We start from the raw sequence: 13,108 nt of genomic DNA, 5'->3' as shown, positions 1-13,108 counted from the left end.
TAAATTAACATATCTCAACGTTATCAACGTTCGCTTCTGGCACAACACAGACATTCATATTCACTTTTATCCCCCTCCCTATCCCCCCACCGCCACGCTCGCCGACAGCCCCGCCACCAGCTCAACGCCCTCCGGTAACCTGTCGATATGAATGCGCACCGGCACGCGCTGCGCCAGCCGCACCCAGCTAAAGGTGGGCTCGACGTCGGGCAGACCCAGCCCGCCCGCCTCATCGTTGCTGTCCCCGATCCCATGCCCGATGCTCTCCACGTGGCCCGTGATGACCGGCTCGTAGCCCATCAGCATCACCTGTGCGGCATCCCCGACGCGAATATGGCGCAGCTTGGTCTCCTCAAAGTACCCCACCACCCAGAAGCTGTGGGCATCGACGATGGCGACCTTTGTCTCCCCCGCCGTCGCGTAGTCTCCGGGGCGAAGCCGCAGGTGCGTGACGTACCCCGAGACCGGCGCGCGCACGGTGGCGTGCGCCAGATTCAGCTCTGCCAGATCCAGCGCGGCCAGCGCGCCGTGATAATTGGCCGCCGCGACGTTCGCCGCGCTGCCGGTTTGCTGCAAATCCTCGCTCGAGATGGCGTTTTTAATCAGGGTGCGGCGATGGGCCGCGTCCTGGCGCATCAGCATCTCATGGCGTTTCGACTCGACGTCCGCCTGCGCGCTGACCACCGCCAGCTTAAGCCAGCGCGGATCGATGGTGTAAAGCACATCGCCCCGGTTCACCCACTGATTGTCACGCACGGCCACGCTGATGACCGGCCCGGAGACGTCCGGCGCAATCTGCACCACGTCCGCCCGCACGCGGCCGTCGCGAGTCCACGGCGTTTGTGCGTAGTGTTTCCACATCATAAAGGCCAGAAGCGTGGCCGCCACGGCCGCGCTTAAGGTCAGCGCATAGCGAGCCAGTAAAGAGAGCAGTGATTTCATGACAATAACCCCAACGCGATCAGGCCCTGCATCAGCAGGAAAAAGGTGACGATCCAGGTTGAAACATCCATCAGCGGGCGAAACGGCAAGCGCCGGTAGAGCCTGCTGAGCGAGAACAGCGCGACGAGGCCCAGCGTGCAGACCAGCGCCGCGAGGGCGACCATCAGCAGCCCCGGAATAAAAACCCCGCCGATATTGAGATCGTTAACCATGGTCTGGCCCCCGTAATGCGCAGTGCAGATCCACCAGCCTGAAGACAAACTGGCGAGCGTGTTCATCTGCCGCAGGCAGATGGCGCTCGATAAGGGCAGCGATGCGTTCGCGCAAGGCGTGGCGGTCTGCGGTGTTTATCTGTTCAAAAAGCGCGTCAACCTCCCTGCCGGGCGGCGCGTCACTGCGGCGTAAATGCATGACCGCCAGCCCCAGACGCAGCGCGTGTAATAGCCGATCGAGCGCCTGCTCTGGCGCACGCTCGCTGCGCTGCAGGCGCGGCAGCAACAGGGCGGTTCGGTCCATCATCAGGTTGATCCAGTACGTTTCATCAACCCGCATCGTGCCCTTCACGCTGCGGCGAATGTCGCGCTGGCAGAGTTTCAGCAGACGCGTGATGGCGCCATCCGCCTGCACGGTTTGCAGCAGGCTCATGCTGATGACGGCAAAGCCGGTCGCGGCAAAGAGCGCGATGGCGGTGTTGACCGCAACGGCGAAGTCTCCGCTGTAGTGCGCCCCCAGCTCGCACAGAATGGGCAGCGTCAGGGTGATGCCCATCGCCATAAACGTGGTGGGCGGACGCGCCTGAAGCGACCCGGCCAACAGATACGCCGGGGCAAGCACCGCCGCCAGCACCGGGAAATCGCTCACCAGCGGCAGCAGCGCAAAGCTGTAGAACAGGCTAATGACCACGCCCCAGAATGAGCCAATGATGTATTTCACGATGTGCGGTGCCGGCGTGTCGAAGCTGCCAAACAGCGTGCAGCAGACGCCGAGTATCGAAACCGCCGTCCCGCCGTCCGGCCACGCTGAGAAGATCCAGACCAGGCATCCACTCAGGATGATGGCGAAAGCCCCCAGCGCCGTGCGGGCGGCGGTAAGAGGATCGCGGTGGAAAACGTAGCCTTTCGCCGCGCGGGTTTGCATCTCCCCAAAGACGGGTTTGGCGTGGAGTATGGCCCCGGAAAGACGCTCGCACTGCTGCAGAAGCGCGATAGCCTCCGAGAGGTAGCGGATAAAACTGACCTGCAGCGCGTCGTCAAACGACTGCGCCTGCGCGGCAAACCGATCGATGAGAAGCGCACAGCGGAGCCGCAGCGCCTCTGCCGTGCTGCTGGCACCAGCGCCTTCAGCGGCAAGCCAGGCCTGAACGTCCTCCAGCAACGCCTGCGCGTCGGCGGGCAGGTTTCCGATCGCTGGCAAGCGATCGTGTAGTTCACAGTTGACGATAACCAGCCGCGCCAGCCGGTCGTGAATCGCTTTTCTGGCCTGCCGCACCGGGGCTGAAAGGGCAAAATCATACGGAATATGGTGGCTGATGCCCTGCAGGAACTGCAGCGCCAGGGCCAGATGCAGCGGGCCGGAAGCCGCGTCGGGTTTACCTGCTAAGGTATCCGCCACCCGCCCGCGAGCGGCCTGTAACGTCTGAGATAATTTAGCGTTGAACAGCTCTGATACGCGTGCGGGCAGCACGTAGCGGTGAATCAGCGCCGCGCAGAAAATCCCAATCGCGATCTCCTGCACGCGAACGATGGCGACGTTAAAGATCCCGCCGGGATCGGACACCGCGGGAAAACCAATCAGGCTCGCGGTGTAGCCTGCCAGCACAAAGGCGTAAGCCCGGGGCGTTCGTTCCAGCAGGGAGAGCCACAGACAGAATACGATCCAGCCCGTCAGCACCGCGCTGCACAGGACTGGCGTATTCGCGAAGGCAGGCACAATCACAACGGTCGCGCTGGCACCCGCCACGGTACCGGCCAGCCGGTAGAGGCTTCTGCTCAGCGATGCCCCGACCGACGTCTGCGACACGATGTAAACCGTAATAATGGCCCACGAGGGACGCTCAAGACCGATCGACAGCGCGAGGTAATAAGCCAGCATCGCCGCGGCAAAACTCTTTGCAGAGTAGATCAGCGCGCCCGCATCGTTTCGCAGCACGGCGGGGATACGCACGGGATGAGAGAAGATGTTTTTCATGCCGGGATTATTACCGGCTTGCAGACCCGCTTAAATACTCTATTCTGTCAAAAAATACCTAAATATTGCCAGAATCGTGAAGCCTCAACCTGCTACTACGCTGTATGACCCCGACTCTACCGCCAGCCCGGCGGTGGCGCGTCATCTGGACTTCGTGGACTACGCCGCGGAAGTGCCGGTGCATACCCACCGCAAGGGGCAGCTGATTATTGCCCGATACGGTGCGGTCAGCTGTTACGCGGAGAATGATATCTGGATCGTGCCGCCGGACTGCGCCGTCTGGATCCCCGGCGGGATCCCGCACAGCGCCAAAGCGACCTGGAACGCGCATCTTAACTATCTGTTTATTGAGCCCGGCGCGGCGGCGCTGCCGGAGAGATGCTGCACCCTGGCGATCTCGCCGTTGATTAAGGAGCTGGTCGATCGTCTGACGCGCGAAGGCGTGGATTATCCCCCCGACAGCCACGTCGCGAGGCTGACCCGTGTCACGCTGGACGAGCTCGCCAGCATGCCGCAGCAGAAGCTGAGCCTGCCGGTCTCGACCGATCCGAAAATTCGCGCCATGGCCGACGCGCTGGTTATCCGCCCTGAGGACAGAAGCACCCTTAAGGACTGGGCAAAACGGCTCGCCCTCAGCGAGCGCTCCTTTGCCCGGCTGATGCAGCGCGAGACCGGGCTGAGCTTCGGGCGATGGCGCCAGCAGCTGCATTTGATTATTGCCCTGCGGGAGCTGGCAAGCGGCGTACCGGTCCAGAACGTGGCGGCAACGCTCGGGTACGAATCGGTGAATGCATTTATCACCATGTTCCGAAAAGCGATGGGCAGCACGCCCGCCCACTACTTTGCCGAACGGAAAAACAGCGGCCGTTAGCCCGGCCCCTCGCTCCCCGCCGCCAGCAGCGGCACCACCACGTCGCTGATGGGCACCGCAATACCGTGTTTGTGGCCGTAGCGCTGGATAACCCCGTTGCGAATATCCCACTCCATCGGGCGATCGGCCTGACGGTCGGCAAGGATCGAGGTGCCCAGGTCCTCAGGTGCACGCTGGAAGTTCGCCAGGATCTCCTGCGCCACGCCATCGTCCAGCTTCGCCCCTTCGGCGCGGGCGACGGCAAGCCCCTCGCGCAGGTAGGCCAGCGAAAGCTCGCTGATATCCTCCCGCCTGAACATCCCGGCGCGGCGGTTGGCCAGCACCATCAGCCCGGCGACCGCGTTTTGCAGCAGCTTGCGCCAGGCGACGGTGGCGAAATCTGTTGAGAGCTCAACCGCGCAGCGCGTATCGCGAAGCGCCTCCACCACCCGCTGCGCCTGCGGCACGTCCGGCAGCGTCAGGCGCGGCTTCGCCCGCAGCCAGACGGAAGCATCCGGCTCGCGCTGGGCCGGGAACCACACCACCGACGGCAGCACCGCTGCGCCGTTAACCCACGGCTCAAGCTGGGCTTTTTGCTCCACGCCGTTTTGCAGCGCGCAGACCACGGTGTTTTCATCGCACAGGGCCCGCAGCCATCCGGCGCTGTCGGCATTTTGCGTCGTTTTTACCGCCACAAAAACGAGATCGACGGGGCGCGTGATGACGGCCGGATCGGTCAATACCGGGCCGGGCACAACCGTTTCACCCTCGTCGTGGCGCAGGCGCAATTCCGGGTGCGCGGTGCGTCCGCACAGCAGCGGCGTGCGGCCAACGTCATGCAGCACCGCGGCAATGGTGGTCCCAATCGCACCCGGTCCAATCAGCGCAATGGTTGGATAGTCAGACATGAATCACTCCCCTTTTGCTAAGCCTGCTATCAGTTATACCACCCTGAGACGAGCGCGCCACACCCGTTGTCTATACTCAACACACAACAGACAACGGAGTGCGCCATGCCTTTACCTGATTTTAAGTCCTCTGAACCTTTCACCCTCGGCATCGAACTCGAACTGCAGGTGGTTAACCCGCCGGGCTACGATCTGAGCCAGGACTCCTCCGCGCTCATCGCCGCCGTCAAAGACGACATCAAAGGCGGCGAGGTCAAACACGACATCACCGAAAGCATGCTCGAAATCGCCACCGGCGTGTGCCAGAACATCGACCAGGCGGCGGCGCAGTTTTCGGTGATGCAGCAGAGCATCCTGCGCGCGGCGGCGGAGCAGCATATCCAGATCTGCGGCGGCGGGACGCACCCGTTCCAGAAGTGGCAGCGGCAGGAGGTGTGCGACGACGAGCGCTATAACGTCACGCTGGAGCGCTTTGGCTACCTGATTTTGCAGGCGACGGTATTCGGCCAGCACGTGCACGTCGGCTGCCGGACCGGGGACGACGCGATTTACCTGCTGCACGGCCTGTCGCGCTTCGTGCCGCACTTTATCGCCCTGGCGGCCGCCTCGCCGTATATGCAGGGCACGGACACGAAGTTCTCCTCGTCGCGGCTCAACATCTTCTCGGGATTTCCGGATAACGGCCAGATGCCGTGGGTCAACAGCTGGCAGGAGTTCGAGGGGCTGTTCCGCCGCCTGAGTTCCACCAGCATGATCGACAGCATTAAGGATCTGCACTGGGACATCCGCCCCAGCCCGCACTTCGGCACCGTCGAGGTGCGGGTGATGGATACGCCGCTGACGCTCGGCCACGCGATTAACATCGCCGGGCTTATTCAGGCGACGTCGCACTGGCTGCTGACCGCGCGGCCCTATAAGCATCAGGAAAAAGATTTTCTGCTGTACCGCTTTAACCGCTTTCAGGCCTGTCGCTACGGGCTGGAGGGGATCCTGACGGACGTGCACACCGGCGAGCACAAAACCGTGGCGGAAGATATCGCCTGGCTGCTGGAGCAGGTTGCGCCGTCGGCCGAGAAGCTCGGCGCGACGAGCGCAATCAATGAAATTGCCCTGCTGTTAAAGCAGGGCAAGAGCGAGGCGCAGCGCATGCGGGAGTTTATCGCCGACGGCGGCTCGCTGATTTCTCTGGTTCAGAAGCACTGCGAGCTGTGGGCGACGAGTCCGTAAGCCGATGGCCCCACTCGCGCAGACGCTGGAACAGCACGAACAGCGCCGGGATAAACAAGATCCCTACGACGGTCGCCACCAGCATGCCGCTGAACACCGTGGTGCCGATAATGCGGCGGCTCTGGGCACCCGCCCCGGTCGCCAGCATCATAGGCAGGACGCCGATGATGAACGACACGGCGGTCATCATCACCGCGCGGAAGCGGCGCGAGGCCCCTTCCCGCGCGGCATCGACAATCGCCATTCCGTCCATGCGCCGCGCGCGGGCGAACTCCACGATCAGGATCGCGTTCTTGGCGGCAAGGGCTATCAATAGCACCAGACCAATCTGCACGTACACGTCGTTGGCGTAGCCCGCCATCCACAGCCAGACCAGCGCCCCGCCGATGGCGAACAGCACCGAGAACATCACGCTCGCCGGGAGCGTCCAGCTCTCGTACTGGGCGACGAGGAACAGCCACGCCATCACCACCGCCGCCAGCACGATCCATATCGCCTGATTGCCGGTCTGCTGCTCCTGATACGACATGCCGCTCCAGGCATAGTCGTACCCGGCTGGCAGGTTTTCCGCCAGAATCTCGTCCATCGCAGCCATCGCGGTGCTGCTGCTCACCCCAGCCGCCGCCGAGCCGCTCACCGACACCGACGGAAACTGGTTGTACTGCTGCAGGAACGGCGCGCCGACGCTCGGCGTAATGGTGACCAGGTTGCTCAGGCGCACCCGCTCGCCGCTGTTGCTGCGCACGAACAGTTCGCTAATCTGCTCGGCGCGCTCGCGCCACTGCATCTCGTTCTGCATCACTACGTGGTAGACGCGGTTGTTGACGCTGAAATCCCCGGCGCGCGTGCCGCCAAAGGCGGTTTGCAGGCTGCTGAAGATGCGCGACACCGGCACGTCGAGTCGGGCCGCGCGCTCGCGGTCAACGGTCAGCGTCAGCTGCGGCACGTTGCTGCTCCAGGTGGTGAACACGCGGCTCAGCTGCGGATGCTGGTTGGCTTTCGCCAGCACCTCACGCGTCACGCGCTCCAGCTCCGCCGGGCTCTGCCCCGCCTGCGCCTGGATGCGCAGGTCGAAGCCGGAGGCGTTGCCCAGCCCCGGCAGCGTCGGCGGCGCGAAGGTCATGATGGTCGCTTCCGGCAGGGCCAGCAGCTGGCGCTGCAGGCTCCCCATCACCTCGTCCAGCGGCGGACGCGCGCTCCAGTCTTTGAGCATGATGGAGATAAACCCGCCGTTGGAGGCGCTGGTGCCGTTGAGGATGTTAAACCCGGACACCTGAATCACGTCCTCCACCGCCGGATTTTTGGCGATGAGTTCGCGCGCCGTGGTCATCACCGCCTCGGTACGCTCCAGCGAGGCCGCTTCCGGCAGCTGGACGCTGGCGAAGAAGTAGCCCTGATCCTCCTGCGGCAGGAAGCCTTTTGGCATCGACGTAAAGCTGAACGCCACCACGGCCGCCGCGCCCGCGGTGGCCAGCAGCGCCAGCCACGGACGCAGGTTTAAGACGTTCACGATGCGGGTGTAGAAACCGCGCGTGGCGTCCAGCCCGCGGTTAAAGGCGCGATAGACTGCCGCAGGTTTCTCCGGGCGCGGACGCAGCAGCATCGCGCACAGGGCGGGCGTCAGGGTCAGCGCCACGAGGCTTGAGAGCGTGACGGCGGTGGAGAGCGTCACCGCGAACTGGCGGTACAGCTCGCCGACAATCCCCGGCAGGAGCGCCACCGGCACAAACACCGCCAGCAGCACCAGCGTCGTCGCGATGACCGGCCCGGCAATCTGGCGCAGCGCGAGCGCGGTCGCCGCCGTGCGGCTCTGCCCTTCCGCCATCAGCGTTTCGACGCTCTCCACCACCACGATGGCGTCATCCACCACCATGGTCAGCGCCAGAATAATGGCGAACAGGCTGAGGGTGTTGGCGGAGTAGCCGAGCGCGTAGAGCACCGCGAAGGTGCCCACCAGCGACACCGGAATGGCGAGCGCGACAATCAGCGTCGCGCGCCAGCTTTGCAGGAACAGGGAAACGACCACCACAACCGCCAGCATGGTGAGCGCCAGCGAGACGCCGATCTCCTTAATGGTGGCGGCAACAAAGGAGGTTGTGTCGAATTTCACCTCGTAGACCAGGTCGTCCGGGAAGCGCGTAGAGAGGCGCTCCAGCTCCGCGCGCACCGCGTCGGCCACGCGCAGGGCGTTGGCGGACGGCGTCGGGTAGATGCCGAGGTAGGCGGAGTCGTGCCCGTTCAGCCGCGCGCCGGAGCTGTAGCTGCGCGAGCCGAGTTCAATGGTGGCGACGTCCTTCAGGTGCACCAGCTGGCCCATCTCGCCCGCGCGGATGATGATGTCGGCAAAGTCTTCGGCCTGGCTTAAGCGCCCCAGGCCGTTGATGGTCAGGGTCTGCTGCTGGCCGTTAAACACCGGCGGCGTGCCGACCTGGCCTGCCGCCCCCTGCACGTTCTGCTCGCGCAGCGCCTGCGCCACGTCGTCGGTGGTGACGTTCAGAGCGTTCATGCGGTCCGGACGCAGCCAGATGCGCATGCTGTAGTCGCGCGCGCCGAACATCTGTACCTGTCCGACGCCCGGCAGGCGAGACAGCGCCTCGCGCACCTGGGTGCTGGCGTAGTTGCTGACGAACAGCGGCGTATGGGAGTTGTTCGGTGAGTAAAGACTTACCCCCATCATCAGGTTGGTGGCGCGCTTGCGCACCTGCACGCCGTTTTGCTGCGCCTCGGTCGGGAGCTGCGCCACGGCCTGCGCCACGCGGTTCTGCACGTCGATGGCGGCGAGGTCCGGATCGGTGCCCGCCGCAAAGGTAATGTTCAGGCTGTAGGTGCCTTCGTCCGAGCTGGTGGACTCCATATAGAGCATGTGATCCACGCCGTTCAGCTGGGTCTCCAGCGGCGTGGCGATGGCCTCCGCCACGTCAGCCGAGCTGGCGCCCGGCCAGCTGGCAGACACGTTCACCACCGGCGGCGCGATCTGCGGGTACTGCTCCACCGGGATAATCCTCAGCGCGATGGCCCCCACCAGGGTGATGACAAGCGCAATCACCATCGCGAAGCGCGGGCGTTTGATGAAAAACGTCAGCATGATGGCTCCTTAATTCAGTATCTGGACGGCCGCGCCGGGCTGCACGCGCTGCGCGCCGTCAGTAATCGCTCGCTCACCGGGCTTCACGCCGGAGGTAATCCGGAACTGCTGACCGATCTGTCCGGCGACCTTCAGCGGCCGCATTTCGGTTTTGCCGTCGGCGTTAACCACCCAGGCAAAGAACCCGTCGCTGTTCTGCTGGACCGCCGCGGCGGGCAGGGTAAGAACCGGCTGCTCGCTGGCCGGGCGTAGCGTCACGTTCACGCTGCCGCCGGGCAGCAGCTGATGGCGCGGGTTAGCAAACTCGGCGCGCAGCATCACGCTGGCGGTGCGCGGATCGATGCGGTTGTCCACGGACGTCAGCTCGCCGCTGACGCGCTGGCCGTTGCTGTCAATGAACGCCTGCCAGGCCTGCTTCATGGCGCTGATATCCGCATGCTGTCCGGCTTTGGTGGCAAATGCGCCCTCTTCCAGCGCAAAGGCGATGCGAATGGGATCGAGCTGCACCACCTCCACCAGCACGCCGCTGGCAGGGTTGACCAGGCTGCCGACGTGGAACCGGCTGTGCCCTACGCGGCCGTCAATCGGTGAGGTGATGCGGGTGTAGTTCAGGGTGACATTACGGGTTTCGAGCCGGGCTTTGGCCTGCTCCAGCGCCGCGCTGGCGACGTCGCGCTGCATGCGGGCGTTGTCCACGTCGTGACGGCTGATGGCGTTGCTGCTGCCCAGGCTTTCAAAGCGGGACAGCTGCTGCTGCGCCTGGCGCAGCGTGGCTTCGGCGCTTCTCACCTCGGCCTGCGCCAGACGCAGGGCGGCACGCGGCTCGGCGTCGTCCAGCTCGAACAGCAGGTCACCTTTTTTCACGTACTGCCCGTCGCGGAAGTGGATTTTGGCGATCGCGCCTTCGGTACGCGCGCGCAGCTCAACGGTGTGGATAGCCTCGATGCGGCCCGGGATCTGGCGCTCGGCGGCGTGGGCGGTCTGCTCCACGGTGGCGACGCGAACGGGGATGGCGGCAGCGAATACGGGTTGCAGGGTGCAGGCGAGGAGCGCGAACAGGAGTGGGAGTTTCATGGGAGTACCTCAGATGTGTTCTCCTCACCCCGGCCCTCTCCCACAGGGAGAGGGAGGTCAGAGTCCCCTCTCCCTGTGGGAGAGGGTTAGGGTGAGGGCAAAAGGTTATGCAGCCTTACGGAACCTGCGGGTCAGTCGCTTCTCGATTTCGACGACGAAGAACATCACGCCCGCCACCGCCAGGGTCACAAACCAGTAGCGCAGCGGCAGGGCTTCGGTGCCGAACAGCATCTGCATCAACGGCAGGTAGATAATCGCCGCCTGGAGCAGGAACAGCACGCCCGTCACCAGCCAGATCCCTTTGTTCGCCAGCAGGCCGCGGTTCAGGGAGAACCCTTCGGTGTTGCGGCAGTTAATCATGTACACCCACTGAGCGCAGACCAGCATCTGCAGCAGCACGGTGCGGATGAACTCCGCGCTGTGGCCGCGCGGGGCCAGCCAGGCTTCCAGCGCAAAGGCGGCGATGGCAATCATGGTGCCGACGAAGGCCACGCGCCACACGGCGTAGGCGTCCATCACGTGCTGCCCGGTCTGACGCGGCGGACGGCGCATGATGTTGCGCTCGGCGGCCTCAAAGGCCAGGCCGAAGGAGAGCGTGGCGGAGGTGGCCATGTTCATCCACAGGATCAGCACCGGCGTCAGCGGAATGATGTTTCCCGCCAGCAGCGCAATCACAATCAGCAGCCCCTGCGCGAGGTTGGTCGGCATGATGAACAGGATGGTCTTCTTCAGGTTGTCGTAAACGCGACGCCCCTCTTTCACCGCGCTGGCGATGGTGGCGAAGTTATCGTCCGTCAGGACCATGTCCGCCGCCTCTTTAGTCACTTCCGTGCCCTTGATGCCCATCGCGATGCCGACGTCAGCCTGACGCAGCGCCGGGGCATCGTTCACGCCGTCACCGGTCATGCCGACGATTTCGCCTTTGTCCTGCAGCGCTTTCACCAGGCGCAGCTTATGCTCCGGGCTGGTACGGGCGAAGATGTCATACTTCACCGCGGCTTCCGCCAGCGCGGCGTCGTCCATTTTCTCCAGCTCGTAGCCGGTGACCGCCTGCTCGCTGTTGGTGATCCCCAGCATCTGGCCGATGCTCATCGCCGTCTGCGGGTGATCCCCGGTGATCATCTTCACGCGGATCCCCGCCTGCTGGCAGGCGTTAATCGCATCAATGGCTTCCGGACGCGGTGGATCCATCATCCCGGCGATGCCGAGGAAGATCAGGCCGTTGCTCAGGTCGTCGTGGGTCAGCGCCTGCTCGCCGTTCGCTGGTTTGAACGCCGCGGCCACCATGCGCAGCCCCTGACGCGCATAGCGCTCCATCTCGCTTTCCCAGTACGCGCGGTTGAAGGCTTCCGCACCGTTGCGGGTCTGCTGCTCGGCGCACAGGGCGAAAATCACGTCCGGCGCGCCGGTGATCAGGATCTGCTCCTCACCGCCAATCTGGTAGTGGGTGCTCATGTACTTGTACTGCGAGTCGAACGGGATCTTGTTAACCAGCGTGGTCATGACCGGCTCAAGGCTGGCCTTCGCCGCCAGCACCTTCAGCGCGCCCTCGGTTGGGCCACCGGTGATTCCCCACAGGCCGCGCTCGTCCTGAATCAGCTGGCTGTCGTTACACAGGTCGATGGTGCGCAGGTACTGCTCCAGCACGGTGCCCGGCTGGATGTGGACCGGCTCATCGCTGCCTTCCAGGTAGATGTTGCCGACCGGCTCGTAGCTGTTGCCGTCCACGCGGTAGCAGGCGTCAGCGGTGATAATGGCTTTGACCGTCATCTCGTTCATGGTCAGGGTGCCGGTTTTATCCGAGCAGACCACGGTCATCGCGCCCAGGGTTTCAACCGTCGGCAGCTTGCGGATAATTGCCCGCTTGCGCGCCATCGCCTGTACGCCCAGCGAGAGGATGATGGAGATAATCGCCGGCAGGCCTTCCGGCACGGAGGCCACCGCCAGGCTAATCAGGGAGAGCAGCAGCTCACCCATCGGGATCTCGCGGAACACCAGGCTGAAGACGAACAGCGCGGCCATCATCGCCAGGATAATGGCGAAGATCGCTTTACCCAGCTTGTCCATCTGCACCAGCAACGGCGTGCGGTGCTTTTCGATGCCCGCCATCATCTGGTTGATGTGGCCAAGCTCCGTATCCTTACCGGTCGCGGTGACCACGCCTACGCCGCCGCCCGCGCTTACGGTCGTCCCGGAAAAGACCATATTGGTGCGATCGCCCAGCGGCAGTTCGCCGTTCAGCGGATTAATGTGTTTATCCACCACGGTAGATTCACCGGTCAGAATCGCCTCTTCCACGCGTAAATTATGCGCTTCGATTAAACGCATATCCGCCGGAATACGATCTCCCGCGCGTAATACAATAATATCGCCCGGGACTATTTCAGTTGTGGGTATAGTTTCGTGAGTGCCGTTACGAATAACGCGCGCCTCGCTGGAGAGCATATTGCGAATACTCTTCAGGGATTTTTCCGCGTTGCTTTCCTGAATATGGCCAATTAAGGCATTGATTACCGCCACGCCCAGAATAACCAGCGTATCAACCCAGTGGCCCATTATTGCCGTTAATACGGCGGCGGCCAGCAGGACATAAATCAGCACATCATTAAAATGGGCCAGAAAACGCAGCCAGGCGGGTTTACCTTTTTTCTCCGGCAGCGCGTTCGGACCTGATTTTTGCAGACGCGCCTGCGCCTCTGCACGCTCCAGACCGCTAGCCTGGCTCTGCGTGTGGGTAAGCACCTGCTCTACGGTCTGCTGGTATGCCAGCCCGCCGGAAGGCGGCACGTTTGGGGACAATTTTTTTTCGGTCATCGTATTTTTCCTTCAATATCC

Annotated in this window: 9 protein-coding genes; 2 read left to right on the top strand and 7 right to left on the bottom strand. The window is 63.5% G+C overall.

Features of this window, described 5'->3' with window-relative positions; genetic code table 11:
- Nucleotides 1–78 precede the first annotated feature (78 nt).
- From BJ885_RS01425 to BJ885_RS01415, 3 genes are read right to left on the bottom strand one after another with little or no spacing between them, the layout of a single operon-like run.
- Nucleotides 79–942 carry an HlyD family secretion protein gene (locus tag BJ885_RS01425; protein ID WP_121931018.1) on the bottom strand — a complete coding sequence of 288 codons (864 nt, stop codon included), beginning with the start codon at nucleotides 940–942 and terminating at the stop codon, nucleotides 79–81.
- Nucleotides 939–1,154 carry a DUF1656 domain-containing protein gene (locus tag BJ885_RS01420; RefSeq protein WP_048976666.1) on the bottom strand — a complete coding sequence of 72 codons (216 nt, stop codon included), beginning with the start codon at nucleotides 1,152–1,154 and terminating at the stop codon, nucleotides 939–941. The genes BJ885_RS01425 and BJ885_RS01420 overlap by 4 nt, the downstream gene beginning before the upstream one ends.
- A complete protein-coding gene (locus BJ885_RS01415) occupies nucleotides 1,147–3,129 on the bottom strand; it encodes an FUSC family protein (RefSeq protein WP_121931017.1) in 1,983 nt (660 codons plus the stop codon). Before BJ885_RS01415 ends, BJ885_RS01420 begins: the two co-directional genes overlap by 8 nt.
- Nucleotides 3,130–3,205: 76 nt before the next feature.
- Between BJ885_RS01415 and BJ885_RS01410 the strand changes: the two genes are divergently transcribed.
- Entirely contained in the window at nucleotides 3,206–4,000 is a 795-nt protein-coding gene (locus tag BJ885_RS01410; protein WP_121931016.1) for a helix-turn-helix domain-containing protein, read from the top strand.
- On the opposite strand, the gene BJ885_RS01405 is transcribed toward BJ885_RS01410, so the two are convergent.
- On the bottom strand, nucleotides 3,997–4,887 hold the full coding sequence (locus BJ885_RS01405) for an oxidoreductase (protein ID WP_121931015.1): 891 nt from the start codon (nucleotides 4,885–4,887) through the stop codon (nucleotides 3,997–3,999). The genes BJ885_RS01410 and BJ885_RS01405 overlap by 4 nt on opposite strands.
- A 105-nt stretch (nucleotides 4,888–4,992) precedes the next feature.
- Between BJ885_RS01405 and BJ885_RS01400 the strand changes: the two genes are divergently transcribed.
- Complete coding sequence (locus tag BJ885_RS01400; protein ID WP_029741715.1) at nucleotides 4,993–6,114, top strand: YbdK family carboxylate-amine ligase; 1,122 nt, start codon at nucleotides 4,993–4,995, stop codon at nucleotides 6,112–6,114.
- Here BJ885_RS01400 and BJ885_RS01395 read toward each other — a convergent pair.
- The 3 genes from BJ885_RS01395 to BJ885_RS01385 form a co-directional block, all read right to left on the bottom strand.
- A complete protein-coding gene (locus BJ885_RS01395; protein ID WP_121931014.1) occupies nucleotides 6,044–9,199 on the bottom strand; it encodes an efflux RND transporter permease subunit in 3,156 nt (1,051 codons plus the stop codon). The genes BJ885_RS01400 and BJ885_RS01395 overlap by 71 nt on opposite strands.
- A gap of 9 nt (nucleotides 9,200–9,208) precedes the next feature.
- Nucleotides 9,209–10,273, bottom strand: a complete 1,065-nt coding sequence (locus BJ885_RS01390; RefSeq protein WP_121931013.1) for an efflux RND transporter periplasmic adaptor subunit — start codon at nucleotides 10,271–10,273, stop codon at nucleotides 9,209–9,211.
- Nucleotides 10,274–10,378: 105 nt separating this feature from the next.
- Nucleotides 10,379–13,087, bottom strand: coding sequence for a cation-transporting P-type ATPase (locus BJ885_RS01385; protein WP_121931012.1), 2,709 nt, complete (start codon nucleotides 13,085–13,087; stop codon nucleotides 10,379–10,381).
- Between the last annotated feature and the right edge of the window lie 21 nt (nucleotides 13,088–13,108).

This window comes from Enterobacter sp. WP_7_1, from assembly GCF_003688535.1.
Classification (GTDB): Bacteria; Pseudomonadota; Gammaproteobacteria; order Enterobacterales; family Enterobacteriaceae; genus Enterobacter; species Enterobacter asburiae.
This window is presented reverse-complemented; position numbering and strand designations above follow the sequence as displayed.